The organism is Streptomyces aureus, from assembly GCF_000725495.1.
Lineage (GTDB): Bacteria > Actinomycetota > Actinomycetes > Streptomycetales > Streptomycetaceae > Streptomyces > Streptomyces aureus_B.
The window spans coordinates 327,511-352,510 of the sequence record NZ_JNZD01000006.1; the positions used below are offsets into that span (position 1 = coordinate 327,511).

A 25,000-nucleotide genomic window follows, 5' to 3' on the forward strand; every position below is an offset into this window, starting at 1 on the left:
CCCTCCTTGGTGTCGCCGCCACGCCGGTCGGACCGTTGCCCACGGCCACCGTGTCCACTGCGCGGGCTGTCGAGGAGATCGGCCACCGCCTGCGGCGGGTTCGTCGCGGTGACCGACCGTCCGGCTCTGACCTGACACCGGCCGCCACCGCCGACGACCGACGACGTACGCGCCCCACCCGTGCCCTCCTCCTCACGGCGGACCCGCTTACGCCCCCGGGTTGATGTCGGGCGAGTCCGCCGATTCCAGAATGAATGCCATGGCGGATCAGAGGCGACAGAACATGACGAACGCCCCCATGGCGCGGCCGGGCGAACGACCATCCGAAGGGCTCCCCCGACTCGACGCCGTGCCCACTCCCCGCCGGCTGAGCTGGACAGCGCCGGCGGCCCTGGCGACCGCCCTCTGCTACGGCGCCGTGCAGTCCTACTGGGCGTCCGGTCATGCCCCGTCCTTCGGGAAGTTGGGCACCGACCTGCTGGTCTTCCCGAAGTGGGGCGCAGTCGCCCTCTGCGCGGCGGCCGCGGTCCTCGCCCATGCCCTGCGGACCGTTTCCCGGCAGCGCACGGCTCTGCTGGTGGCGGGCTGGGCCGTGAGCGGGGCGCTCCTGATCTGCTGCCCGTTCCTGTTACTGGACGTGGTCGGCAGCCTGATCCCGGGCTTGCGGATCCCCTTCGACCTCACGGCCTTCCTCAGCCGGACGGCCTGCGTCTCGGTGGCGGCCCTGCTGGGGGCCGCGACACTCTCCTGCCAGCGCCGGCTCTGGGGCGACTGCCCCCGCTGCAGCCGCACCGGGGAACCGGTGCCGCCGGACCCCTTCGCTCCACCGCCGCGCTGGGCCTGGTGGGCGGCGTACGGCGCGGTGGCCTCCTGCTGGCTGCGGATCATGGCGCAGTACGGACTCGGCTTCGGCAGCCCGGGCCCCCTGACCTCGCCTCAGGCGGCATCCCTCGCGGTGTTCGAGACCGGCTTCGTCCTGGCCGGGACCGTCCTGCCCCTCTCCCTGGTCCACCGGTGGGGCCGGACGTTCCCACGCTGGGTACCGCTCCTGGCCGGACGCCGCGTCCCGCGCCTGCTCCCCCTCGCACCGGCCACCGGCATCTCCGTCGGTCTGCTCGTCTACTTCGGTGTCGGGATCTGCCAGTTGGTCGGCGAGACGATCCATCCGGTACCCCACGCCGACTCGATCCCCCTCTCCTTCCTCTGGGTCGCGATGCCGGCGTACTGGCTCTGGGGCCTGGGCCTGGGAACCGCGGCCCTGTCCTACCACCACGCCACCCGCCGCCCGTGCCGCCACTGCAACCGGTGACCCGAACTTTGCGTCAGGGGCCGCTGCTCCGCTGCCGTACGCCCATCAGCCACTCAGCGGAACTCGTGGATCACCTGGATCTCGCCGACGATGTGGGCGTTGAAGTCGTCCAACTCCTCCGCTGGGACCCAGAGTTCGAGGATCGTCCGGCCGCCGGCCTGCTGGACGGGGTACCGGCTCACGAAATCCGACGCGACCTCGAAGCGCGTGACGAAGCCGGCGCCGTCGTGCTTAACGTTCCAGTCCCGCGCGATCCTGATCGCGTAGTCCTCGTTGAGGACCGGGTAGAAGATCGGCTGCTCGGGCAGCCGGGGCGGCCAGGCGCGCCAGTTCAGCTCCCGGACCAGCTCCAACTCCTTGGGTCCCACGGGGCGCCACAGGGTCGTCGTCGCCTGCCGGCCGGTCATCTGCATCGCTCTCTTCTGACGTGGTCCGCCGTCGGTACGGCGGTTCGGGAGGGCGGACGATACCGGCACCGCGAACACGGCAGCCACACGGTTTCCGCACGCACCCCGTCTCCCGAGACGGGAACCCGACCTCTAGAGGGCCCGCCGACCTGACGATCGGCGGGCCGAGCTCGAACCGTCCCTCACTCCGGCGGTGTGTCCCTCACTCCCCGCCGCGCCCTCGCGTGCTTCCCGCGAACGGTGGGGCGGGGGAAGTCAGTTTCCGCGTCCGGCCCGGTAGTTGGACGGCAGCGCGAACACGAACTCCCTCGGGTCGTTGTACGCCTCCTCCAGCATCCTGGGCACGCTGTGGTAACCGGTGGTGTAGAGATTCCGGCTCGGGTCCCAGGTGTTGTACGCGAGGATCGCGGCCCGCTTCTTCGCCATGTGCGAGGAGGGGATGTTGAGCACGTAGTCCGCACCGCGGTTGCGCTGATCGCGGCTGAACGCCTCGTACGTGTAGATGTGGTTGAAGCGGACGTCCGTCAGCTCACCGTTCTTCAGCAGCCAGTACGCGGCGTCGCTGCACGCCTTGTGCGTGGCGTTCACGGGCTTGGTCGGGTCGGTCGTGTCGAGCCATCCCGCGGTGAACTTGTGGGAGGCGCCGGGGTACTGCTGAGCGAGCGTACGGACCTTGGCCATGATCTGCTTGACGAAGGCGTTGTACTCGCTGTCGGTGCCGTAGGCGTTGTCGGAGAGCTTGAAGTTGATGACCTTGTCGACGCCGATGGCCTTGGCGGACAGGGTGAACTCGGACGTACGGGCCGAGACCACCTCCGGCGTCGGCCACGTCTCCTGCCAGCCCAACTGGTGGTGGTGACCGGGGGCCGAGCACTTGTCGCCCAGGAAGCACGGATCCTCGTTGAGGTGCTGCGCGATGCCGCCGTTCTCACCCTTGGACACGAGAACCAGGTACACGGGTCGCCCCGCGGCCTTGTGCTCCAGGATGGAGCCGGCCATCCCGATCGCTTCGTCGTCCTGGTGCGGCGAGTAGAAGATCGCGGGCGCTGACGCCGCGGCGGCGCTCGAAGCGCCGAGGGACCCTTGCAACGCGACGCCCGCGGCCGTCAGCCCGGCCGCGGCCAGCACGGACCGCCTGGAAAGACCGGTCGGGACGGCATCATGGTGGGGGGTGGTCATGTGGTGACTCCTCGAATCGGCGTACGGAGCACCCGTCCCGGTCGCGCGGGAACAGGCCGGGCACACCAGCTGTATGCCTCACCACGGTCACAGGAGCCGCTTACGTCCTGCTCACGTCTCGCTGACGTCCCGATGTCACGCTTCGCGCCGGTTGCGCGACAAGCCCTCCGGCGACTACGAAGTTCCGACCGCAGGCAGTCCGGAGAGCGGAACCTGGCGCGGCCGGAGGCCGGACGGCCGGCCGAGCCGGGCCTCTCCGGGTGTACCGCCGAGGATCGCCACGACTTCGGGGACCGTCGCCCGCAGTTCGCGAACCGCCGCACGCACGACCGCCGTCGTGGCCAGCTCGTCCGTGGTGACGTAGCCGACCCGGCGCGTCGGGCCGTCGGCGCCGAGGTCGGTGATCCCTACCGTGTCCGTCACCCCGGTCAGGGAGAGCGCCGGCATGATCGCCATTCCGTGACCCGCGCTCACCAAGGAGAGCACTGCTCCGTCGTCCTCGGCCTCCACGGTCGCCTTCGGGATCCAGTCCTGCGCCGCCCACCAGTCGCGGGTGTACGAGCCGCAGTTCTCGGCCCAGTCGACCAGCGGCAGCGAACGCGGAACGGCATGGCCCGCCGGGTGCACCAGGGAATACGGCTCATCGAGGAGACCTCTCGCGATCAGGCCCGGCGGCAGCGCTTCAGCGCCACCCAGCGTGGCGATGGCCAAGTCGGCCTTCCCGTCGGCCACTTCACCCACCGTGCCACGACCCAGCTCGCGCACGATCCGCACGCGGGGCTCGATCCCGGGATGCCGGGCGCGCAGCCGCTCGAGAACGGGCGGCAGCAGGTGAAGTGCCGCGCTGCGGAAGGCCGCGATCCGCAGCGGCCCCCGCACCCCGCCGCCGGACCGGGTCTCGTCCGACCGGGCGGCGTCACGGGCCTCGACGGTCAGCACGTCCAGCAGACGCAGGATGCGGCGGGCGTGCGCCACGGCCTTGTGTCCGGCGAGCGTGGGGCGGGCGCCGCTGCGGTCTCGTTCGAAGAGCACGGTGCCGATCTTGCGCTCGTTCCCCCGCACCGAGTGGGAGACCGCCGACTGGGTCAGGCCCAGTGCCTCGGCCGCGGCCGAGAAGCCGCCGGCGTCCGCGACCGCCACCAGGACGCGCAGTTCCCGCGGGGAGAGGTCGGAGTCGTTCGGGCGGGTCACGGGGCGCTCACCTCGAGGTATGAGTGCTGCTCATGGAACGGTGCGTCGCATGAGCCCAACCGGCTGACCGGGCGGCACATTCCCGCTCTACCGTCCGGGCATGACCGAGACCGCGCTCACCGTGCACCAGACCGCCCGCCCCCACGGCTTCCCCACCGCCGACCACTTCACCTTCTCGGAGTCCGCACTCCCCCGGCCCGCGGCCGGCAGCGCCCTGGTGGAGAACCTCTACTGGTCCGTGGACCCGTACCACCGCGAGATGATGGACGACGTACCTGGCGGCTTCGCGCTCGGCGCTCCGCTGGAGGGCCGCACCCTCGGCCGGGTCGTCGCCTCACGTACGCCCCGGCTGACCGAGGGCGAGATCGTCTTCCACCGCAAGGGCTGGCGCACGCACGCGGTGGTCGCGCCCGAGGAGACCCGTCGGCTGCCTCGCTTCGACGGTGTCCCGCTGACCGCGTACTTGAGCACTCTCGGCGGCACCGGCCTGACCGCCTACGTGGGCCTGACCCGGATCGCCCGGCTCCAGGAGGGCGAGGACCTGTTCGTGTCGGCCGCCGCGGGCGGCGTCGGCACGACGACCGGACGCTTCGCCAGACTGCTCGGCGCCGGACGGCTCGTGGGCAGCACGGGCTCGAAGGCGAAGGCCGACCACCTCACCCGCGAGGTGGGATACGACGCCGCCTTCGACTATCACGACGGTCCCACCGCGGAACTGCTCGGCAAGGCCGCGCCGGACGGCATCGACGTGTTCGTCGACAACGTCGGCGGCGAGCAGCTGGCCGCGGCGGTGGGAGCACTGCGCGAGTTCGGACGCGTAGCGCGCGTCGGCACGATCAGCCAGTACAACACCCCCGGCGCGACCTCGCCCCGCTTCGACCACGCCGACATCGTGGAGAAGAGCCTGCGCCTGGAGGGCTTCCTCGTCCGCAACCACCTCGACCTGCAGGAGGAGTTGTACGAGTTCGCCGTACCGCATCTGCGGAGCGGCCGGCTCGCCCTGGACGAGACGGTGGTCGACGGCTTCGGGAACATAGTGGACGCGTTCCTGGGAATGCTGCGCGGCGAGAACACCGGGAAGATCATCGTCCGGGCCTGACTACGGATCCCGCCCCGCCCGTCGCCCCCTTCCCGGCAGCTCCGGTCGGACGGGCCCGGCGCGGAGCCGGGTGCGCTGCCACTCCAGGGCGGCTGTCTGATCTCTGGGTGATACTGACTGCATGACGGCGTGCGCGTCGGGCCCGTCCCCCTGGCCGCTGCGCAATTTCGCCGACAGGAAGGTGTCCGGCGGAAGGAGCATGCCGTGGGGATCATTCTGGTGGCGGACGACGACGCCGACATCCGCGACGTGGTGGCGTTCAAACTGGGCACCGCCGGCCACACCGTAGTGCTGGCGCAGGATGGTTCCGAAGCCCTGGACATCGCACTCGAGCGGGAACTGAACCTGGCCATCCTGGACGTCAGGATGCCGGGTCTGACCGGCGTGGAGGTGTGCCGCCGGTTGCGGCGCGAGCCCACGACGGCACGGCTCCCGGTCATCCTGCTCACCGCCCAGACGGAGGAGAACGACGTCGAGGCGGGCTTTCAGGCCGGAGCGGACGACTACATCACCAAGCCGTTCAGCCCGCGGGAGGTGGGCAGTCGGGTCGAGGCGGTCCTGTCCCGCTCGCGCTCGTGAACGACGGGGACGACGGGGACGACGGGGACGACGGGGACGACGGGGACGACGGGGACGACGGGGACGACGGGGACGACGGGGACGACGGGGTCACCCTAGGCCCGGCGGGTACGGAATGTGGCACGTGACGCTCGTCCCCCCGTCGATGCCGTCGTCGATGGACAGTGTGCCGCGGTGCGCCACCGCAATGCGGACGCAGTTGGCCAGGCCGATGCCGAACCCTTGAGTGCCGGAGTCCAGACGGACGAACGGTTCCATCACGCGCGAGCGTTCCGCCGCGGGAATGCCGACTCCGTTGTCCGCGACCCGGAGATCCCATCCGTCCGCGTCGTTCGCGCAGGAGACCTGGATTTCCGGGAGCCGGTCCGGGCGCCGGAACTTCGCCGCGTTGGCGATCAGGTTCTGCAGCAGCCGACGCATCTGGACGGCGTCGCAGGAGATGGTGGGCAGCGCCCCGACACGGACCTGGGCCTCGGCCTCGGTCAGACCGGCCCTCAGGTCTTCGAGCACGTCCCGGACGAGTTCCCCCAGGTCGGTCTGGGTGATGTCCAGCTTCCCGCCGAACCTGGCGAGGGACAGTGCGCCCTCGATGGTGCGGTTCATGCGTGCGGCGGCCTGCTCGATGCGTTCGACGAACGCCGCCGCGTGCGTGTCCTGGGTGACGGCGGGCAGCTCGGCGAGGAGTCCGGCATGGCCGGAGACACCGGTCAGCGGGTTGCGCAGGTCGTGGCTGACCTGTCCGGCGAACTGCTCCAGCGCCGTGTTCGACCGTTCTAGTTCGGTCCGCGCCTGGTCGGCCGCGAGGAGCGCGTGGTGGACGAGCTGGCGATGGCGGTGCAGGTCGAGTACGCCCACGACGAGGGAGGCGAGGTCCTCCAGGGCCCGGCTCTGTTGTGTCGTCAGGGACCGTGTCTGCCCTGAGAACACGCACAGGGTACCCAGGGTCTCCCGTTCGGGAGAGCGCAGTTGTGAGGCCGCGTAGAACCGGACGGCGCCGGTGGGGGCGGTCACCCAGGGGTTGGAGGAGAAGCGGGGGTCCAGCCGGGCGTCCTCGACCAGGACCTGGCCGGGCGCCTTGATGCTCACCGCGCACATGGAGTCGGAGCGGGAGCACACGGACGGCGCGATGCCGACGGCCGCGATCTGGTGCTGCTCGTCGGCGGAGATGATGTTGACAGCCGCCTGGGGTGTCTCGCACACGCGGGCCGCCAGTCGGACGATGCCGTCCAGGTCGGCCGGGGCCGGCGAGCCGACGATGCCGTACCGCTCCAGTACGGCCAGACGACGCTTCTCGGCGGGATTGTCGTTCACGCTCACGTGCACCTCGTCGGCCATCACTGCCCTTGATGGACGCCTCATCGGTCCCGGCCAGCGTCACCCGGCGGGTGCCTGCCCGCAACCAGATGCCCCTCACGCGTGTACTGCTCACGGACATGCGGAGGGCTGGGCTGAGAGCCACCCTGCGCGGCGCGGACCATGCGCGATGTCACCCGGCTCGGCTCGGCGCCCGCAGCGGACCAGGCCCGACGCCGCCCTGTTCGGCTCTGCACCACCCGGCTCGGCACCACCCGGCTCGGCGCCACCCGGCTCTCGATGGCGCCCGGCCCGCCAACCCGTTGCCACCGCCCGTCGACACCGGCACGAGGACGCCAGGCCCCGGGCCCCACCCGACCACATCGCGGCCGATCACCGTCACTCCTGCGGATGACACCGTGCGGCGAACGCGTGATGCCCCTCCGGCCGGAGCCCCGCCGGGATCGAAGCTGGAAGCGCAGTCGAGACGGAGCGGAGCCCCGGTGCGCACGGTAGTCCAGATGATCTTGCTGGTGTCGGTGATCGAAGCGGTCGTGTGCCTGCTGGTGCTCTGCGTGAGCAGACTGGTGCGCAACCGGCGCGAGCGCGTCCGGAGGGAGGCCGCGACAGCCACCAGACCGCTCATCCTCCAGGCCGTCGGGGACGAGGATCCGGACGCGGGCGCGGTGCTCGCCTCGCTCGACCAGCGTTCCTGGCGTGCCGCGCAGCCCACCGTCCTGCGACTGCTGGGCCGCGTCAAAGGCGGTTCCCACGCCTCGCTCACCGAGATCCTCCTGAGCCGGGGCATCGTCGACCGGGCCCTGACCGACGGCGCCCGCCCCCGCGGTCTGAAGCGCGCCCACGCGGCATCGCTGCTCGCCCTGACCGGTCACGCGCTCAGGACCGATCCTCGGCGCGGGCCCGAGGCCCGCGCCACGCTCCACCGCCAGCTCACCGACCGCAACGCGACGGTCAGAGAGGGCGCGGTCCGTGCGCTGGGCCGCGTGGGCGACGCCGACAGCGCCCGTCTGCTGCTCGCCCAGCTGCGCTCGCCCCGCGCCGTCGCCGCGGGCCTGACCGGCGATGCCCTGATCCGCATCGGCCCGGCGGCCGTACCCGCGCTGATCGAAGCGGTGCACGGCACCGGCGGAGAACACCGGGCCCTGGCGGTCGAACTCCTCGGTCTGATCCGCGACCGCCGGGCCGTCGCCACGCTGTCGACGGCGCTGGAGGACCGCTCCGCCGCGGTCCGCGCCAGTGCCGCGGCCGCCCTCGGCAGAGTGGCCGAGCCGGCCGCGGTTCCCGCCCTGATCCACACCGTGCGCGCCGACACCTCCGCCCGGGTGGCAGTGGCAGCTTCGGAAGCACTCGGCCTGATCGGGGACCGGGGCGCGATCCCGGTGCTGCACGAGGCACTGGCCGCCGACGGATACCGCCAGGCCCACACGGCAGCGCGGGCACTGCTGCGGCTGGGTCCCGCCGGCCGGGACGCGCTCACCGAGGGCACGTTCGCCGGGGGCTCCGCGGCAGCCCACGCACGTGAAGCCCTGGCCACCGCGCAGCTCGTCGCCGGTGGTGAGCGGTGAAGGACGTCGTCGTCGCGCTCATCCACTTCAGTCAGTACGCGGTGATCGGCTACTTCCTGGTCCTGAACACCGTCTACCTGGTGCTGCTGGCCCTGGCCGGCCGGACGATCCCCCATCTGGCCCGACGCCGACGGCTGACCGGTGTGGACGACCTGGCCACCAGCCCCCTCACCCCGCCGGTGTCCATCGTCACGGCCGCCTACAACGAGGAACCGACCATCGTCGAGAGCGTCCGGGCCATGCTCGCGCTGCGCTATCCGCGCCATGAGGTGGTCGTCGTGGACGACGGTTCACGCGACAACACCTTCGAGCGGTTGAAGGAGGCCTTCGGCCTTGTCCCGTTGGAGCGGGTGGCCCCCGGGGAGATCCGCTCCCGTGAGGCGGCCCAGTCCGTCCACGTCAGTACGCACTCCGTCCCGCTCACCGTCGTCCGCAAGCACAACTCGGGCCGGGCGGACTCCCTCAACGTCGGCATCGACCTGGCCGCACACCCGCTGGTGTGCATGGTGGACGCCGACTCCCTCCTCGACGAGGACGCCCTGCTGACCATCGCCCAGCCGTTCGTCGCCGATCCGCTGCGGGTCGTCGCCGCGGGCGGTGTCATCCGGCCCGTCAACGACAGCGTCGTACGGCACGGGCAGGTCATCGAGCCGAGGATTCCCACCCGTTGGCTGCCGCGCATCCAAGTGGTCGAGTACCTGCGCGCCTTCCTCATGGGGCGCACCGGCTGGTCCCGTGTGCACGGCCTGCTCATCATCTCCGGGGCCTTCGGCCTGTACCGGCGCGACGTCCTCGTCGAGGTCGGCGGCATGGACGCCGATTCCATCGGGGAGGACTTCGAACTCGTCGTCCGCATGCACCGGCACCTGCGCGACCAGCGCCGCCCCTACCGGATCGTCTTCGCCCCCGAACCGGTCTGCTGGACCGAGGTCCCCGACGCCCGTACGGTGCTCGCCAAGCAGCGCCGACGCTGGCACCGGGGCCTGTACGAAACCCTCCGCCGCCATCACCGGATGCTGCTGCGTCCCCGCTACGGGGTCATCGGGATGGTGGCCTACCCGTACTTCGTCCTCTTCGAGCTCCTCGCTCCGCTCATCGAGGTGTGCGGCATCGTCGTCGTGGCCGTCGGATTCGCCCTCGGCATCATCGCCCCGCCCATGGCCCTCCTCTTCGTCCTCGCCGCTTTCGGCTACGCCGTCCTGATCTCCCTCCTGGCGCTGCTCCTGGACGAACTCGGACTGCACCGGTACCGCCGTCTCGGCGACCTGGGCGCGGTCGCGGCCGCCGCCGTCCTGGAGAACCTCGGATACCGCCAACTCACCGCCGTCTGGCGGCTCCAGGGCTGGTGGGCATCCCTGCGCAACGGCAAACCGGAGTGGGGCGAGATGACCAGGGTCGGCTTCGCCACCCCCACCCCACTCGACCACGGAAGCCACGCCACGATCCCGGAGATGTCCGAGACCGGTCACTGACAGACAGGGGCCAAGGCGGACACGAGGCGGGAGGCGTCCCCCTCCCGCAGACCACCACCTCCTCCACCGGCCCCTCGGTCCCCTCGGCCGCCTCTCACCAAGGCCACGACCCGGCTGCCATCGAGGCAGCCGGGTCCCCGTGCCGCGAGCCGCCGCGCGGTCGGTGTTCAGCTGTCGTTCTCGGGCGTCTCGGGCAGTGGGTGGCCCAGTTGGTGGACGGTGACGACGCGGCTGGTGTCGGTGCGGTTGCCGTTCTTGTCGATGCCGAAGTGACCTGTCGCGCCGGCTACGGCGTCGTTGCGCAGGGCGAAGAGCTCGTTGCCGACGGCGTAGCGGTTGGGCAGGGCTCCGTGCCCGCCCGCTCGGTGCACGGCGGTCGCTGCGGTGAGGACCGCGTCGTGGGCGACCAGGGACCAGTAGGTGTCGGTGAGGTGGTCCGCGTCGAACCGCTGTCCGTGGTGGCGTGCGGTGAAGTCGCGGGCGAAGTCCTCGTAGAGATTGCGGGCGGGGTTGTCGGGGCTGCGGAGTTGCGCCGCGGTGCGGAAGTTCGCGTACAGCACGGTGATCGGTGCGTCGCCGACGTGGAGCGACTTCGTCCCGGGGTCGAAGCCCGCCGTGTCGGATCCGGCGACGACGGTGATGGGTTCGGTGTGGCAGCTCCTGGTGGCCAGGCCGTCGAGGAGGTCGGGCAGGTACTTGACGCGGCCGGCGTAGTAGATGGTGTCGATCTTCTTGTCGGAGTGGCAGAGGTCCTCGCTGATGCTGGTCATGCTGGTGCCGGGGCCACCGCGGGGGTCGAAGCGGAAGTCGGCCGAGTCGTCGAGGTTCTTCTTGAGGCCTTCGATGCCCTGGAAGCCCTGGTTGAGGGACTCGGTGTAGAGGTCCTTGCTCCCGTTGGGCGTCAGACCGGTCCTGATCAGGGCCGCGTTGCGCCGGGCGGTACCGAGGTCCTTGCTGAGGGCGGTGAGTTGGTCCCGGTTGGGCAGGGCCACGCGGGCCAGGCCGTCGATCGCTCCCTTGTGGTCGACCGTGCCGGTGGAGTCGAAGCCGTCCGCGGTGATGAGGTCACCGACCATGGGCAGATCGGCCTTGCTGAGGGCCCGGGCCGCTTGCACCGATTCGCCCTGGCTCAGACCCAGGCCCGCGACCGCCACCAGACGGTCGTCCTTCTTCATGGTGGTGAGAAGCCTGACCGTTCCGGCCCACTGCTTCTCGCTGCTGCCCATGTTGGCCACGACCAGCCGGATCTTGGGCCGGCTGTTCTTGCGGTTCTCCTCCTCCACGGCGGTGTAGGCGCCCTCGAGTTCGGCGACGTACTGTCCGAAGGTCAGGCTGTTCGCGCTCTTCGAGGCCAGCGGCGCCAGGAACGCGACCGTCACGTAGTCGCCGCCCTCGACCACGTTCCGGTTCTCCGCGCCGATGGCGGTCAAGACCGGCTTCAGGTCGTCCCCGAAGACCGCGGCGCCGTCGCTCCCGTCCGTGACGCCCGTGCACTCACCGTCGGCGGTGACCAGGCTGGAGTTGAGCGTGCCGCAGTGCTGCTTCTTGAACTTCTGCTCCTCCTCCTGGGTGTTCTTCGCATCCCGGAGCCGGTCGTCGGCCACCGTCTTGTAGTGCCACGCCCAGCCGGCGAGAGCGGCCACCACCAGGAGAACGGTCACTCCCGCGAGCACCTTCAGGAGTTTGGTCGAGGGCTTCCAGCCGCTCTTTCTGCCTGAGGACGATGGCGGTTGACCACCGGTCACCACCGTGCGCCTGGGCTCGTCCTTCATCCGGGTCCGGTTCGACCCTGATCCGACGGTGTTCGCGGTGCGGGCTCGGTCCGGGACGCCGGACGGGTCTTGTCCCGGGGACGTCTCCGTGCCCTGGGGCGTCTTCGGGGATGTCGGTCCGTCGTCGCCCGGTGGCGCCTGCGCGGGGGCCTTGGTGGCGTCCGGCGCGGCCTCCGGGGATGTTCCCGGGGATGCCTGCTCGTCGCGTGGCGCCTCCGGGGACGGCTCCTTGACGGCCCTCGGCGCAGCTGGCGGTGCCTGCTTGTCGTCTCTCCGCCCGTCCGCAGGAGCCGGTTCCTCCTCCCTCCGCCCGTCCGCAGGTGCCGGCTTCTCCTCCCTCCGCCCGTCCGCAGGTGCCGGCTTCTCCTCCCTCCGCCCGTCCGCAGGTGCCGGCTTCTCGTCCCTCTGCGCGTTCACGGGCGCGGGCTTGTCGTCCCGTAGCCTCTCCCAGCACGTGAGCCAGGGGCTCTGCTCGACCTCGGTTCGCAGGCCGCAGCCGCACAGGAACTTGATGACGAACTCCCGGGCAGGCAGTGCGTACTGCTTCCGCACCGTGGAGATCTTCGTCGTCGTCAACTTCCGGCCGGAGCCGTCGTCGCTGGCCTCCGCCACTTGCCTGTCGGTGAGATTCTTCAGCTCGCGCAACTTGTCCAGCGCATCGCGGAAGTCCTCTTTCGTCTGTACGGCACTCAGATCCGGCCAGGTGCCGTTCTGCCCGATCGGTGGCTGCGTCACAACGCCTCCTGAACCGAACGCGGGTGCTGACCCTGCCATCGCGCCCATCCTGCCGACATGGTCGTCCTCCCCTTCCCGAACACGGCGGGGTTCCGCCGCAGCGATTCGCCACCCCCATACGGTTACCGGCCGTGATGAGGTGATCGCTCGACGAGTTTCACCGCTGCAATCCGGACAGGGCAACCCACTGAGCATTACCGGAAACATCCGAAGCTTTTACTGCACTCAAAAGGCCCGCGCTTTTCTTTTCCGCCCTCTTCGGAACCCTTCCACCAGGGCTCGGGCGACGTCCGTCGACCGGGAATCCATCACGTCACTCTCACGACGCCGGACGTCCGACAGCCACCCACGGACAGACCCAAGGCCATCGAGCCACCCCCATGACCAGCACCTTCACTGTTCGGAACAATCCCGAATCCGAAAGATCTTGCAGCCGGACGCCGACAGTGGTGAGCTGAACAAGCGGAACCCCCGCAGTCGAAATCACGGCCCCTCCCCTTCCCGGGCGCGGCAATGCATCACGCGGGTGGAAGAGGGGACTCCAGTTACCGGCTCGAGTCCCCTCGCCCCACCTGAGCGGTACCACGGAAACTGTCGCAAGAACTCCGACCTCGCACAGGCGAAGCGCATTCGGAATCTGAAAGCGATTTTGCATTCAGGCTCGTTCGCCCGCCGCGGACTGGGGCCGGAACCCCTTGACGAGCATGTACGTGCCGACGGCGAGTTCCCAGGCGGCGATGGGCAGGGTCGCCAGGAACGACCACCCGGAGAGCTGATCGTTGTGGCCGAAGAACGTCGCGAGGCCGGAGGCCAGAAGCAGTGGGGCACCGACCAGGCCCATGACGGGAATGAAACGGGGCACCAGGCGGGACCGGTACAGCAGCGTGCCGAAGAGCAGTGCGTTGACGGCGGACATGAAGCCCGGGCCCAGCAGGAAGGTCCAGTCGCGGACGGCCACGAGCGCCCGTCCGGTGGTCACCAGAGTCGCCGCGTCCTCACCGGTCGCGCCGGTCGTGGCGCCGAGGTCCTGGCGCAGGGTGACCACGGACAGCAGGCTCACCACACCGATCACGATGATCCCGGCCTCCACCATGCGCGAGCTGACAAACCCGAGTGCCAGGGCCTCGTTCGTGCGCCGGACGACGGGAAAGACCGCGACAGCGGTTCCTATGCAGGCCATTGCGCTCACCAGGTCGAGGAGGCAGCCCCACAGCACCCGGGTGTCGGAGCCGGCTCCGACGACGTAGTCGGTGTGGTCCAGGACGGGAGCGATGAGCAGCAGGGCCGGGATCGACGCCAGAAAGGTGACCAGGTAGAGCGCTCCCGCAGCGCGGGCGTGGTTCCTCGTCCGGTCGGTCGGTGCCTGTGCGGCCGCGGCCGTTCCCGTTGTGGTGGTGATCATGTCAGTCTCCTGGGTTCTGGTTCTCGGATGTGCGGGGGCGGGGCGCCGGACGGCCGTCCTCGCGTCGTCCGGGTTCCACCCCGACGACCGAGAGCAGCGGGAGGCCGACGTCGCGCAGTCGGTGCAACAGGCCGTGCAGGGCCGCCTGGTCCACGACGGGGCCCCGCAAGAGGGTGGTCCCGTCGCTGTTGTCGGCGATGAGGGCCATGCCGTCGAACCAGGACGCCCACCGCGGGTGGAGGCGGCCCTGAACGCGGATCTCGTACCAGCTCGGACGCGTGTCCGGGCCACCGGTCGTCGGGGAGTTCATGACCCTCCTTGTGCCGTGCCGTGCGCACGGGTCCGCGCGTCCACCGCACGGTCGCAAGGAGTGTGATGAGCGGTCATCACCAGATGTGGTGACCGGGGTGGTGATTGTGTGGCGGGCGCGGGGCCGCGGGGGCGAGGCAGTCCGCGCCGATGGGCGCGGTGGACCCATCGGACCGGCGGACCCGGCGGACGCAGCGGGCTCGACGGGCCGGCGGGCTCGGCGGGCTCGACGGACGCGACGGACGCGCTGGGCGTGGCTGCCCCAGTGAACCCGGGAGCCCCCGGAGCTCCCGCTCCCGTCCCGTCCTGTCCCGTCCCGCCAGCCGCCGCGCGTCAGATGAGGTCGAGCCGCCCGGCCGCCCGCACCGCCTCCCGCCGGTTGGTGACGCCCAGCTTCGCGTAGATGTGCCGGGTGTGCGTCCGCAGGGTGTTCACGGACACGTGGAGGAGACGGGCGATGTCCGGTCCGCCGAGGTCCCCGGCCAGCAGTCGGAGCACCTCGCGTTCGCGCTCGCTGAGGGGCTCGACGGGTTCGACGAGTGGGGACGGGTCGGCCGCGGGCCGCTCGTCCGCACCCCCGTCGGCAGGAGCGCCGGCCCGGTGTACCGCTTCCAGGAGTCGGCGCGGATACGGCCACTCGGGCCGCGTCCCGGCAACAGCCGCGAGGAGCGCGGCGATCCGCGACCCCTCGTCGGCGAAGACACGTACGTGCCCGTGTGGCTCGGCCAAAGTCAGGGCTCGCTCCAGGACCGAGACGGCGGTGTCGGAGCCCCCCGGAGCGCCGTCGCCGCGATGGTCGATCGCCTGCAGTACGAGGATCTCGATGACGCTCGACAAGCGCCCGCCGGCCTCTGCGGAAGTGAGGAGCCGCCCGAGGAAGGGTGCCGCGGCGCCGAACCCCAAGCCGGGCGAGCGGTCGGCGGCGAGCAGGATGCGGGCCAGCGTGATGTGCTCGTACTCGCGCACGTAGGACAGCGTGTCGTCGGTGGTCAGGTTCTGCCGGCGGGCCCAGTCGAGCGCCTCGTCGAGGTCCCCGTGGCGGAGGTGCATGCGCGCCCGGGTGGCCGGGACGGGTCGTACGTTCGGCGAGAGGTCGCCGGTGTACACGCGCTCCGCCTCCTCGATGAGGTCCAGCGCGCCGGCCCGATCGCCCCGGGCCTCCAGGAGATGGGCCTTCGTGACCCTCCACCGGTACGGGTGCTGCGGCAGCCCGGCCCGTTCGCCGAGGTCCCGCGCCCGCCGGAGATGGTCGGCCGCCGCCACCGCGTCGCCGCGTTCCCAGGCGATCTGGCCCAGCCCCGCGTGCACGTCCGCGGTGCCCCGCAGGATGCCCGGTTCCCCGGCGGCCAGCCGCTGCGCCCGCTCGTACGTGCGCTGCGCGTCGGTCAGTCGGCCCTGGGTGACCCGGATGTCGGCCAGGGTGATCGAGCAGCCCAGGACGTCGGCGACGTACCCGGCCCGCAACAGGCCCTCGACGGCGGCGGAGTAGGCCGCGTGGGCGGCGTTCAAGTCGCCGCCGCCCCAACTGGCCAGTCCTGACAGGGCCGATGCCGCCGCCTGGACCACGTGGTCGTCCGCGGCTGCCCGCTCGATGGCCCGGTGGGCGTGGACGAGGGTCGCGAAGGGGTCGCCCTGCGCGAGTGCGAGGGCGGAGCGGTACATCTCTATCGCGCCGGGCAGCCGGGCCAGTGCGGAGCGGTCGGCCACCACCAACGCGCCGTCTGCGGAGCCCTGTTCGTCTCCATCCCCGCCCCCGTCCCTGTCTCCGCCCCCGTCTCCGTCCCCGTCCCTGCCCCTGTCCCCGTCCCCGTCCCCGTCCCCGTCCCCGTCCCCGGCGAGGAGCCGCTCGGCCTCGTCCAGGCGCTCGGCGACTCCCTCGAACTCACCGCGGGTCATCAGCGCGCCTACCAGTCCCACAGCGAGCACGGGCCGCACGCGCACGACGGCGTCGGGCAGATCCTTGATCCACCCGCAGATGGTGGCCTCCTGCCGGTCGCGCTGGAGGGCCGGGATCGCCCGCTCGACGAGGTCGGCCGCCCGGTCGGGGTCACCGGCCTCGAGGGCGTGCCCGACCGCCGGCACCGGCTCCCCGGCGTCCGCGTACCACCGGCTCGCCCGCCGGTGCAGGCCCTGGACCTCGCCCGGGCCCTGTTCGTCGGCGAGGTGGGTGCGCAGGACGTCCGCGAAGAGGTGGTGGTAGCGGTACCAGCGGCGTCTGTCGTCGAGCCGGACGACGAACAGGTTGGCCCGGTCGAGGACTTCGAGCATGGCCCGGCTGTCCCCGCGCCCGGTGACGGCGTCGCACAGCGGGCCGTGGAGGCGCGTCAGGACGGAGGTGCGGAGCAGGAAGTCGCGCAGGTCGTCGTCCTGGCGCCCGAGGACCTCTTCGACCAGGTAGTCGAGAACGTACCGGTCGTCACCCGCGAATCCGGCGATGAACCCGGAGACGTCCTCGCGTCCCCGGAGCGAGAGCGCCGCCAGTTGGAGCGCGGCGATCCAGCCCTCGGTGCGCTGTTCCAGGGCTTCGACGTCCCGGGCGGTCAGGTTCAGCCCGGCGTCGTCGTTGAGGTAGGCGGCCGCCTCGCCGGGGGTGAAGCGGAGGTCGGCGGCGCGCAGTTCGACCAGTTCGCCGCGGGCGCGGAGCCGGGCGAGCGGCAGTGCGGGGTCGGCGCGGGTGCAGATCACCAGGTGCACCGGCGGCGGGAGGTGGTCGAGCAGGAACGTCATGCCCGTCCGGACGTCCGGGGTGTCGGCGAGGTGATAATCGTCGAGGACCAGGTCGAGCGGGTGGTCCAGTGCGGCGAGTTCGTTGAGCACGGGGGTCAGGACGCTCTCGATCGGCGTCCGCTCCGACTGCAACAGCGGCAGCACTCCGACACCCACCCCGGGGACGGCCCGCTCCAGGGCGGTGACCACATAGGTCCAGAAGGACGCGGGCCGGCCGTCGCGCGCGTCGAGGGACAGCCAGGCCACGCCGCGCCCGCCGCGGGCCACGCCCTGCAGCCACTCGGCCACCACGGTCGTCTTGCCGAACCCGGCCGGCGCGGACACCAGGGTCATCCTCGACCTCGCCCCACGGCTCAGCAGCTCACCCAGACGCGGGCGCGCGACGACGCCGGGCCGGGTCCGGGGCCGGTACAGCTTGGTCTCGATCAGGGGGCTTGCCACACCTGTCCCCTCCCACGGATGCGAGCACGTGCAGATGAACGTAGAACATGCGGCGGTGCCGGCGCAGTCCGGGCTGCGCGGTACTGGTGCGGTCCGGGAGTGCGGTTTCCGTACGGCCCGGCCCCGCGGTGTCGGTGTGACCCGGGGGCCCGCGGTGTCGGTACGACCCGGGGGCCCGCGGTGTCGGTACGACCCGGGGGCCCGCGGTGTCGGTACGACCCGGGCCCGGCGGGGTCCGTGCGGTCTGGACCCTGCGGTGTCGGTACGACCTGGGTCCCCGGTGTCGAGGCGGCCCGGCCCCGCGGTGTCGGGTACGGTCCGGGCCCACCGCGGCTCTCCCTCCCGGGATACGGGGAGCCGATCTCGTACGATCCTGGTGGCCGGCCGGCCCGCTTCGCCGGCTGCGCCGAACCCGGGTGACAGACAGGAGGCCGCTGGTGGCCGACACGACGGTGGCCGAAGTGATGGCCGAACTGGCCGCCCTGGAGGACCCCAAGGCCCGGGCGGTGAACGAGCGGCACGGGGACGACCACGGTGTGAACCTCGGCAAGCTCCGCGCACTCGCCAAGCGGCTCAAGACCCAGCAGGAGCTCGCCTCACAGCTCTGGGAGACGGACGACAGCGCGGCCAGACTCCTGGCCCTCCTGATCTGCCGACCGAAGGCTTACGGGCGCGCGGAGCTGGACGCCATGATCCGAGGGGCGCGCACACCCAAGGTGCACGACTGGCTGGTGAACTACGTGGTGAAGAAGAACCCCCACGCAGAGGAGCTCAGGCTCGCCTGGCTCGCCGATCCGGATCCCGTCGTAGCCTCTGCGGGCTGGGCGCTGACCACGGAACGCGTGGCGACGCGGCCCGAGGGCCTCGACCTCGCCGGCCTGCTCGACACCATCGAGGCGGACATGAAGGACGCCCCCGATCGCCTGCAGTGGGCGATGAACCACAGCCTGGCCCAGATCGGAATCGAGCACCCCGAACACCGCACCCGCGCGGTCGCCATCGGCGAGCGCCTGGGAGTGCTCGAGGACTACCCCACTCCGCCGGGCTGCACGTCCCCGTACGCACCGGTCTGGATCGCCGAGATGGTGCGCCGCAAGGACGGCTGAGGCACCGGATTCGTCGCGAGCCGACGGGGGCAGACGTGGCATCCCGGCTGACGGCTGACGGCTGACGGCTGACGGCTGACGGCTGACGGCTGACGGCTGACGGCTGACGGCTGACGGGCCATGGGACCAGACCGGCTCAGGGAAGCCGCTCCGAACTCCGTTGCAGAATGCCCCTGTTCAGTAACCAGGACCATCCGACAGCCAAGGATGGGCGCCTGGGTCTCCTGGAGGGTACGGCTGCCTGTGGCCCCGGACGGCCCCTACGCCGTGGGATCCACGTTCCACGCCACCGGTAGCTCGCCGTCACAGAAGACGCAGACGAAGTCGTCCTCGCGCACGATGTTGTGCTCCTGGCAGTCCGGGCAGCGCCGGAACACGACCTCGTGGGTGAAGCCGGAGGGACGTCCGAGTCCTGCGCGGTCCAGGGCCCGGGCGACTGCCGACCATGAGGTGACGTCCGGGCAGTACCCCGTGGACTGATTGGTGACCTCGTCCACGGTCCATCCCTCCGCCTCGCGCCTGAAGCCGATCTCGCCGGCACCCAGAACCATGTCCCCTCCGGCGCAGGCCACGTGCTCGCTCCGCCGCGGCGCCAGCCGAAGCACACCGTCCGTGTCGACCACGAAGGTGAAGGGTTCGGCCAGTTCCGCCGCCGATCGCCCCGCGATCCAGCCGTCGAAGTCGGCCGCCGATCTGATGCGGCACCCGCCGCCACCCGGCAGGACAGCAGCCTTCAACTCGGCCGGCCCGACATATCGATAACTCCGCCCCCGCACACCCACGTCAGCGGACTCCTTAAGCGACCCAGCAGTGGACACGGTGACCCTGGCGTCGGGCTTTGTCGGCGAGTGCGGCCAGGTCTACGAGGATCAGGTCGGCGACCTCCGCGTCGGAGGTCTCGCCGTCCTCCGCGCGCATCGCACCCCACGACGCGGCGACCCGAGCCGACGTGGAGCGTTCGACGGCGGCGAGTGCGGCGCCGTGAAGAACTCGACGATGACGCTCACCCGGTCATCATGGCTGACCACAGACATCCGTCGTCGGCCGGACAGGTCCTCGTGAGGCAACCGTGCGTAGGCTCGTCCTACCCGACAATGCGCTGGGGAACGGCCAGGTCCTCATGGGCGAACAGGCTCGTCAGCGCCGAGGGATTGTCCTGCGCGCAGGCGGCCGCCACCGTGTCGATCAACTGGTCGTACTCGGGACCCGTCTTGTCGTCGTAGGCCTCGGTCATGCGGCCCCACTCGTCCCAGGGCAGCGTCTCGTACTTGCAGAGCGAAGCGAGGTCCCGGACGGCGTTTCCGCTGATCTCGGCCCATCCCCAGGCGTGGTCGGTGCCGGCCACGCCGAACGTGGCCGGGTCGATCAGACCGTCGCGGTACCGGGTCCAGGCCTCTCCCCCGGTGAGGAACTCTCCAGGAGCCAGGTCCTGCGGGTCGTCGACGAGCTGGGTGCCGAGGATCTCGGAGTCGATCCGTACCCAGCGAGCCCGGTCGGTGTCCCAGTACTCGGTGATCCAGTGATCGAGGCCCTGCTCCTTAACGAAGTAGGTGGCGAATCCGCACCGGGCGCGAGCGGTCACGCCGCGTGCCCGCAGGAACGCGCAAGCCATGGTGGCGAAGTGACGACACGTGCCGACCACCCGATTCTCCGGAGTCCGGGGCAGGTGAAGCGGTGCCGGATCAAGGCCGGTCAGCACCGTGACCAATTCGTCGACCCGCCGGATGTTCTTCTCGGCCGTCCGGTGCTCGCCGATCCCCGAGGCCACGGCGTCCGTGGGCTGGATCACCAGGCCTTGCACGACAGCGCAGATGCCGACCGGATCGTCCGGCAGGCCCGCGATCAGCGGGAGTTGTTCGGCGTCAAGGCTGGTGAAAGGCCCGGGGCGAGCGTAGTCGAGCACGTCGTCGGTCATGACCGAACATCGTAGACAGCCGGTCGGACCCTGGTGGTGCGTCAGTACGGCCGGCGATTCTTTGACTTGTCCGCTCCAGGACTGGAGCGTCCTGAGACCGGGCGAATTGAGCGCACCGTCAGAACGAGTTCCCAAGGATCAATTCGATCCACACCGAAGTCAGGCCCTCCCCCTCGGCCACGGGATCAATGCGTCCCACAGCCTCCGTCACCAGCTCCACGAGCGAGTAGAGGTGGTCGTGGTGCCGCAGGTGCTCCGCTTCTCCTGCCATGACCTCAGGCTCTTCGATCTGCCGGAGGACCCCCAGAGCCGCATGCCACCGCCAGGCCGTCTCGACGTACCGCGCGACCGACGAGCTGAAGAAGGACACCGCGGGCTTGTGGAGCCCCTGGTGGTACGGCCGAAGGACCTCCGGCAGATCGTCGACGGTGATGGGTGCGGGGAGAAGGTCGCCATCGGGAAGATCCCAGTGCGCGGCAGCCTCGACGGCGACTCTCGACGCGTCCGTGACCAGGCGCGACACGGGCTCCGCCAACACGCGCCGCACGGCGTCACGGATCAGCGTCGTCTCATCCGCACCCGTGCTCTCCACGCGGCTCAGGATTCCGGCAACGACGTTCACGCGCAAGATCGTTCACGGTTCGGCAGTTCGAGGCATGTCTGGGGGCCACATGGCTGACGATGCCGGTATAGGCGAACAGCTCATTCGTCGGCGGGAATTGGGCTGCTCGTTCCCTGGGCGTCGCCGTCCTCGTCGTCGTTGCTGTCCTGGCGGGCCTTGCGGATCTGTCCGGGCGGCTCCTTGGGGGCCTTCGTGTTGCCCTTCCCTGCGGCGTCCGGTCCGACTCCCTCCGCCGTACCGGCCCTTTCGGCACGAGGAGTCGGCGCCGGATCGGCGGTATGGGTCCGGGTCGGGCCGGCGGTGGGCATGCTGTTGCCCGGGGTGGGGTCGTGGTGCGGGCGGCCGGAGCTCGCGTGCCCGTCGGCCGGCGTCGCCGGCGGTATGTGACGGCCGTCGTCTCGGGCCGACGGCTTCGGGGAGGCGGCGCGGTCGCCGGACGACGCTGCCCGGTCACCGCCTGAGCCGGGAGAAGAGGACACCTCGGTGACGGCGAAGGTGGCGAGCGCCGCGGCCAGTGCCGCCGCCGTCCCGACCATCCGCATCCGGCTCCGGCTCCGGCTCCGGCGGGGCGCGGTGCGAACGGCGGTCCGTGGAACGGCCGTCCGAGGAGAAGCAGTCCGTGAATCGGCCGGCTGGGGAGCGGCGGTCCCTGAAACAGCCGTCCGGGGAACAGTGGTCCGTGGAGCGGCCGTCTCTGGAACGGCGCTGTGTCGACCATGCCTCGGTAGCGGCTGCTCGGAGCCCGGCCGGGGCATGCTGTGCGTGCTGTCACGGCCGTCCATCGTCACCTGCGGTGCGGCAACGAGACTCGTGGCGCCGACGGCCGGTGCGGTCGGGTCCGCGGCGGCCGTCTCGTCCGCCAAGAAGGCCAGCGCGTGGGCGCACTCGCGCGCAGTGGGCCGGGCTCCGGCGTCCAGGGCCGTCATCGGCCACAACAGGCCCGCGAGGGTCCGCGGCACGGAGTCGGGGACGCCGGGCCGGCGGTGCAGGCGTGCGATCGCGGCTTCCAGGGGGCCGCCGTCGTACTCGATTCGGCCGGTGAGGCATTCGAGGAGGACCAGGCCGAGGGCGTAGACGTCCGCGGGCCTGCCGACGGGCTCGCCGAGAACCTGCTCGGGGGACAGATAGGCCGCCGTGCCGACGAGGGCTCCCGTGGGGGCGCGGGTGGTGGTGTCCAGCAGGCGCGAGATGCCGAAGTCGGTCAGATGGGGGCCGCCCGAACCGTCGAGGATGATGTTGGACGGTTTCACGTCGCGGTGGACCACCCCCGCGTCGTGCGCGTGGGCGAGGGCGTCGGCCAGTCCGGCGCCGAGCGTGGCGGTGGTCCCCCACGGCAGGGGGCCCTGGGCGATGCGGGACTTCAGGGTGGGGCCCTCGATGAGCTGCATGACGAGGTAGGCGTCACCGCCGTGCCGTCCGGCGTCGTAGGCGGTCACCAGGCCCTGGTGGTGCAGCCGGGCCAGGAGCACCGCCTCGCTGCGGTAGTCCTCCTCGGTGTCGAACCCCGTACCGGGCCGGAAGATCTTCACGGCCACCGGGCGCCGCAGCCGCAGATCGAACCCGCGGTGGACGTCTGCGGCGCCACCGGAGCCGATCAGCCCGTCCAGGCGGTAGCGACCCGTCAGCACCCGTGAGCTGCCCCTGGAAGCCAGAGCGACACCCGACTCGACGAACCCCACCCCGAACCTCCCTGATCCGCTGACCGCGACCGGCGACGCCCGCCACCGCGGCGATCAGAACCGCGTACCCAGGGAACCCACCCCTATCCCCGGTGCGCAGGACGGAGGGCGGGGCCCGTGTCCCGGCCCCGTATCGCTCCCCGCCCGGGAGACGGCGGGCACCGCCAGGGACAGGGCGGGCACCGCCAGGGACAGTGCGGGCCTTCTCACGACGCGGCCTGGACGGTGAGCTTGTGCCCGTCCCATACGAGCGTGTCGCCCGGCCCCGCGATGATCGGGGGCTCGTCGCCGCGCTGGATGACGTAACCCCAGGAGCCGGCGACGGCCAGATAGCCGTGCCGGCGGCACCAGCGCTGCGGGATGTCGATGATCGTCGCCCAGGTGATGGTCATCCGGCCGGGGTCGACCGCCTCACGGTTGCCGACCATGCGCCGGAACAGCCTCGCCGATTCCCGGAGCGCCCGTCTGCGGCGTTCCCAGGGCCGCAGACCGGCTGCCTCGCTCTCGTAGTCGAGGGCGAGATCGAGCAGCGTCCCCCTCACGGCACCCACTCCGCACCCTCGTGACGCACCTGTCCCACGGACGACCGGTCGAGCATGCGAGGCGTGACCCGGTCAGCGGGTCCGCGTGGTTGTCTGAGCACAGTCTGCTCCAACTCGACTGCGGCCGGGTTGGTCACGACGGGAGTTGACGCGGTCTTCGGTACGGGTCGATTCGGCGACACGTGCGGCTCCGGTCCCGAGCCGGCAACGGGGCCCGCGACCACGGTGACGACGAGGGGGCCCGCACGGTCCTCGGCCAGCAGGTCCGCGTTCGAACCTCACCAGCAGGTGCGGGAGTTACGCCTTGACCGGGCCGCTGCCGGGCTGCTTGACGAGGCGATCGCCGACCGCGAGCGACTTCCACAGTCTGCGGTCGACGCGCACCTTGGCGACCTGGCCGTCCGCGCGCCTCACCTTGACGAAGTGGTACATGTTCGAGCCGTCGAGCATCCCCCGCGACTTGTCCTCGACGATACCTTCCCAGGCCTCGTCCGGTTCTGGTTTGTGAGAAGTGAACATGCCGCAAGCCTACGGACGCCGACCGACCCGGTGCAGTGTCACGAGGCACGCTTACCGCGGTACGGGTGTCCCACCGGAGCACCGACAAATGTCCCGGGTGCCGGAACGACGACGGTGTCAGGGCCCGGGACGGCGGACCCGACCTGGGGCGGCTCCCCCGGTGATCGACCGGCAGGCTCCCCGGCCGCCGTTCAGGCCCATCCCGGCGTCGGCGGGAGCGGCCACCTGGGCGGGGTCGGCAGCGGGGCGTCCGACGAGAGCTCCGGGTCCGTGCCGCGTCCGGCGAGCCAGGCCAGGACGGAGTGCCCCGGGCCGGCGACGGTGGGGCCGGTGGGGGCCGGGGTCCAGGCGCGATCGAGGTCGGTGGCCTGGATGCGGGCGACCGGGAAACCTCGTGCCGTGAGCGAGGCGATGGTGTCGTCGAGCGCCCATGCGACGTAGCCGGACGGCCAACGGGTCGTGGTGTAGCCCAGGTTCAGGTCGACGTGGTGCGTCTCGAGTTCGCGCCGGCAGCGCTGGAGCGTGAACCAGGCCGGGTGCCGCCACCCCGCGAGCGCGGTGACCAGTACGGGCCAGCGTTCGGCCGGCATGGCGTGCGCGTCGTCGATCAGTCGGTCGAGTCCGGTACGGAGGTCGTCGACGAGCTCGCCGGCTGGGCGCTCGGCGCCCTCGCGCACCGCACGGTCCAATGCTGCGGCGTCTGCCCGGGGGCCGGGCTCCGTGCCGTTACGGGCCAGAGCCAGCAGGCGGCGGTAGGCGTCGGCGCTGCGGGCGAGGTGGGTGATGACGTGCGCGCGGCTCCAGCCCGGCAGCGCCGAAGGCTCACGGGCCTGGAGCAAGGTCAGCGAACCCAGACTGGCGCCGAGGCGTGCGGCGGAGGCACGGAGTTCGTCGAGGAGAATCTGGATGTCCGCGAGAGCGATCTCGGTGGTCTCGGTGGTCTCGGTCACGCCCGTCACCCTACGGTCGGCCGACGAGCCGGCACTCGCGTTCTGCCTTCCAGGCGCCCCGGGCCCATGCCCGCCTTCTCCCCGCCCGGAGCCTGCCCGCCTCCCACCACCCACCCGGAGCCTGCCGGCCTTCCACCACCCACCCGGAGCCTGCGGGCCTTCCACC

Annotated in this window: 22 protein-coding genes; 6 read left to right on the forward strand and 16 right to left on the reverse strand. The window is 71.2% G+C overall.

Going from position 1 to position 25,000, the window contains the following annotated elements; genetic code table 11:
* The first annotated feature begins 259 nt into the window (after positions 1-259).
* Positions 260-1,309, forward strand: a complete 1,050-nt coding sequence (locus IO36_RS14210) for a hypothetical protein (protein WP_158997344.1) — start codon at positions 260-262, stop codon at positions 1,307-1,309.
* Between the two features lie 53 nt (positions 1,310-1,362).
* Here the strand turns inward: IO36_RS14210 and IO36_RS14215 are convergent, their stop codons facing one another.
* From IO36_RS14215 to IO36_RS14225, 3 genes are all read right to left on the reverse strand, one after another.
* Positions 1,363-1,722 (reverse strand): hypothetical protein, encoded by a 360-nt coding sequence (locus tag IO36_RS14215; protein ID WP_425535527.1) that lies wholly within the window; start codon positions 1,720-1,722, stop codon positions 1,363-1,365.
* Positions 1,723-1,971: 249 nt separating this feature from the next.
* Positions 1,972-2,895, reverse strand: coding sequence for a PIG-L deacetylase family protein (locus tag IO36_RS14220; protein ID WP_037619860.1), 924 nt, complete (start codon positions 2,893-2,895; stop codon positions 1,972-1,974).
* Positions 2,896-3,069: 174 nt separating this feature from the next.
* The gene (locus IO36_RS14225; RefSeq protein WP_078943176.1) at positions 3,070-4,086 is read right to left on the reverse strand and encodes a LysR family transcriptional regulator; all 1,017 of its coding nucleotides are present in this window, start codon (positions 4,084-4,086) and stop codon (positions 3,070-3,072) included.
* Positions 4,087-4,186: 100 nt separating this feature from the next.
* Here IO36_RS14225 and IO36_RS14230 point away from each other — a divergent pair, with 100 nt between their 5' ends.
* Positions 4,187-5,185 carry an NADP-dependent oxidoreductase gene (locus IO36_RS14230; RefSeq protein ID WP_037619861.1) on the forward strand — a complete coding sequence of 333 codons (999 nt, stop codon included), beginning with the start codon at positions 4,187-4,189 and terminating at the stop codon, positions 5,183-5,185.
* Between the two features lie 204 nt (positions 5,186-5,389).
* Positions 5,390-5,764: a response regulator transcription factor gene (locus IO36_RS14235; RefSeq protein ID WP_037619862.1), complete on the forward strand. Its 375-nt coding sequence runs from the start codon at positions 5,390-5,392 to the stop codon at positions 5,762-5,764.
* Between the two features lie 90 nt (positions 5,765-5,854).
* Here the strand turns inward: IO36_RS14235 and IO36_RS14240 are convergent, their stop codons facing one another.
* Positions 5,855-7,075 carry a sensor histidine kinase gene (locus IO36_RS14240; protein WP_158997346.1) on the reverse strand — a complete coding sequence of 407 codons (1,221 nt, stop codon included), beginning with the start codon at positions 7,073-7,075 and terminating at the stop codon, positions 5,855-5,857.
* A gap of 503 nt (positions 7,076-7,578) precedes the next feature.
* Between IO36_RS14240 and IO36_RS43075 the strand changes: the two genes are divergently transcribed.
* Together IO36_RS43075 and IO36_RS14250 are read left to right on the forward strand one after the other, a co-directional pair.
* The gene (locus IO36_RS43075) at positions 7,579-8,643 is read left to right on the forward strand and encodes a HEAT repeat domain-containing protein (protein ID WP_051900439.1); all 1,065 of its coding nucleotides are present in this window, start codon (positions 7,579-7,581) and stop codon (positions 8,641-8,643) included.
* Positions 8,640-10,115 carry a glycosyltransferase family 2 protein gene (locus IO36_RS14250; protein ID WP_037619863.1) on the forward strand — a complete coding sequence of 492 codons (1,476 nt, stop codon included), beginning with the start codon at positions 8,640-8,642 and terminating at the stop codon, positions 10,113-10,115. Before IO36_RS43075 ends, IO36_RS14250 begins: the two co-directional genes overlap by 4 nt.
* Before the next feature lie 167 nt (positions 10,116-10,282).
* Here IO36_RS14250 and IO36_RS43080 read toward each other — a convergent pair whose 3' ends face one another.
* The 4 genes from IO36_RS43080 to IO36_RS14270 form a co-directional block, all read right to left on the reverse strand.
* On the reverse strand, positions 10,283-12,622 hold the full coding sequence (locus tag IO36_RS43080; protein ID WP_051900441.1) for an ABC transporter substrate-binding protein: 2,340 nt from the start codon (positions 12,620-12,622) through the stop codon (positions 10,283-10,285).
* Between the two features lie 655 nt (positions 12,623-13,277).
* Positions 13,278-14,024, reverse strand: a complete 747-nt coding sequence (locus IO36_RS14260; RefSeq protein ID WP_037619864.1) for a DUF4386 domain-containing protein — start codon at positions 14,022-14,024, stop codon at positions 13,278-13,280.
* Between the two features lies 1 nt (position 14,025).
* Positions 14,026-14,334: a hypothetical protein gene (locus IO36_RS14265; RefSeq protein ID WP_051900444.1), complete on the reverse strand. Its 309-nt coding sequence runs from the start codon at positions 14,332-14,334 to the stop codon at positions 14,026-14,028.
* A gap of 332 nt (positions 14,335-14,666) precedes the next feature.
* The gene (locus IO36_RS14270) at positions 14,667-17,501 is read right to left on the reverse strand and encodes a winged helix-turn-helix domain-containing protein (RefSeq protein WP_037619865.1); all 2,835 of its coding nucleotides are present in this window, start codon (positions 17,499-17,501) and stop codon (positions 14,667-14,669) included.
* Between the two features lie 437 nt (positions 17,502-17,938).
* On the opposite strand from IO36_RS14270, the gene IO36_RS14275 reads away from it, so the two are divergent.
* Positions 17,939-18,607: a DNA alkylation repair protein gene (locus IO36_RS14275; RefSeq protein WP_245173270.1), complete on the forward strand. Its 669-nt coding sequence runs from the start codon at positions 17,939-17,941 to the stop codon at positions 18,605-18,607.
* Between the two features lie 260 nt (positions 18,608-18,867).
* On the opposite strand, the gene IO36_RS14280 is transcribed toward IO36_RS14275, so the two are convergent.
* The 8 genes from IO36_RS14280 to IO36_RS14315 form a co-directional block, all read right to left on the reverse strand.
* Positions 18,868-19,389 carry a hypothetical protein gene (locus IO36_RS14280; protein ID WP_078943178.1) on the reverse strand — a complete coding sequence of 174 codons (522 nt, stop codon included), beginning with the start codon at positions 19,387-19,389 and terminating at the stop codon, positions 18,868-18,870.
* Between the two features lie 13 nt (positions 19,390-19,402).
* Entirely contained in the window at positions 19,403-19,525 is a 123-nt protein-coding gene (locus IO36_RS48930; RefSeq protein ID WP_280923725.1) for a hypothetical protein, read from the reverse strand.
* Positions 19,526-19,691: 166 nt separating this feature from the next.
* Positions 19,692-20,522 carry a transglutaminase domain-containing protein gene (locus tag IO36_RS14290; protein WP_037619867.1) on the reverse strand — a complete coding sequence of 277 codons (831 nt, stop codon included), beginning with the start codon at positions 20,520-20,522 and terminating at the stop codon, positions 19,692-19,694.
* 118 nt (positions 20,523-20,640) lie between these two features.
* On the reverse strand, positions 20,641-21,144 hold the full coding sequence (locus tag IO36_RS14295; RefSeq protein WP_037619868.1) for a hypothetical protein: 504 nt from the start codon (positions 21,142-21,144) through the stop codon (positions 20,641-20,643).
* An 80-nt stretch (positions 21,145-21,224) separates the two neighbouring features.
* A complete protein-coding gene (locus IO36_RS43765) occupies positions 21,225-22,823 on the reverse strand; it encodes a serine/threonine-protein kinase (protein WP_245173271.1) in 1,599 nt (532 codons plus the stop codon).
* A gap of 206 nt (positions 22,824-23,029) precedes the next feature.
* Positions 23,030-23,365 (reverse strand): hypothetical protein, encoded by a 336-nt coding sequence (locus IO36_RS45925; protein WP_158997348.1) that lies wholly within the window; start codon positions 23,363-23,365, stop codon positions 23,030-23,032.
* A 297-nt stretch (positions 23,366-23,662) separates the two neighbouring features.
* The gene (locus tag IO36_RS46815; RefSeq protein WP_037619871.1) at positions 23,663-23,884 is read right to left on the reverse strand and encodes a DUF7489 domain-containing protein; all 222 of its coding nucleotides are present in this window, start codon (positions 23,882-23,884) and stop codon (positions 23,663-23,665) included.
* Between the two features lie 191 nt (positions 23,885-24,075).
* The gene (locus IO36_RS14315) at positions 24,076-24,834 is read right to left on the reverse strand and encodes a maleylpyruvate isomerase family mycothiol-dependent enzyme (protein WP_209441200.1); all 759 of its coding nucleotides are present in this window, start codon (positions 24,832-24,834) and stop codon (positions 24,076-24,078) included.
* Positions 24,835-25,000 lie beyond the last annotated feature (166 nt).

What these genes read in the sequence shown, in the direction of transcription:
- IO36_RS48930 (WP_280923725.1), bottom strand. Translation starts at nt 19,525, where the DNA reads ATGCGCGCGGAGGACGGCGAGACCTCCGACGCGGAGGTCGCCGACCTG.
- IO36_RS14210 (WP_158997344.1), top strand. Translation starts at nt 260, where the DNA reads ATGGCGGATCAGAGGCGACAGAACATGACGAACGCCCCCATGGCGCGG.
- IO36_RS14215 (WP_425535527.1), bottom strand. Translation starts at nt 1,722, where the DNA reads ATGCAGATGACCGGCCGGCAGGCGACGACGACCCTGTGGCGCCCCGTG.
- IO36_RS14260 (WP_037619864.1), bottom strand. Translation starts at nt 14,024, where the DNA reads ATGATCACCACCACAACGGGAACGGCCGCGGCCGCACAGGCACCGACC.
- IO36_RS14290 (WP_037619867.1), bottom strand. Translation starts at nt 20,522, where the DNA reads ATGACCGACGACGTGCTCGACTACGCTCGCCCCGGGCCTTTCACCAGC.
- IO36_RS14265 (WP_051900444.1), bottom strand. Translation starts at nt 14,334, where the DNA reads ATGAACTCCCCGACGACCGGTGGCCCGGACACGCGTCCGAGCTGGTAC.
- IO36_RS14220 (WP_037619860.1), bottom strand. Translation starts at nt 2,895, where the DNA reads ATGACCACCCCCCACCATGATGCCGTCCCGACCGGTCTTTCCAGGCGG.
- IO36_RS43075 (WP_051900439.1), top strand. Translation starts at nt 7,579, where the DNA reads ATGATCTTGCTGGTGTCGGTGATCGAAGCGGTCGTGTGCCTGCTGGTG.
- IO36_RS46815 (WP_037619871.1), bottom strand. Translation starts at nt 23,884, where the DNA reads ATGTTCACTTCTCACAAACCAGAACCGGACGAGGCCTGGGAAGGTATC.
- IO36_RS14230 (WP_037619861.1), top strand. Translation starts at nt 4,187, where the DNA reads ATGACCGAGACCGCGCTCACCGTGCACCAGACCGCCCGCCCCCACGGC.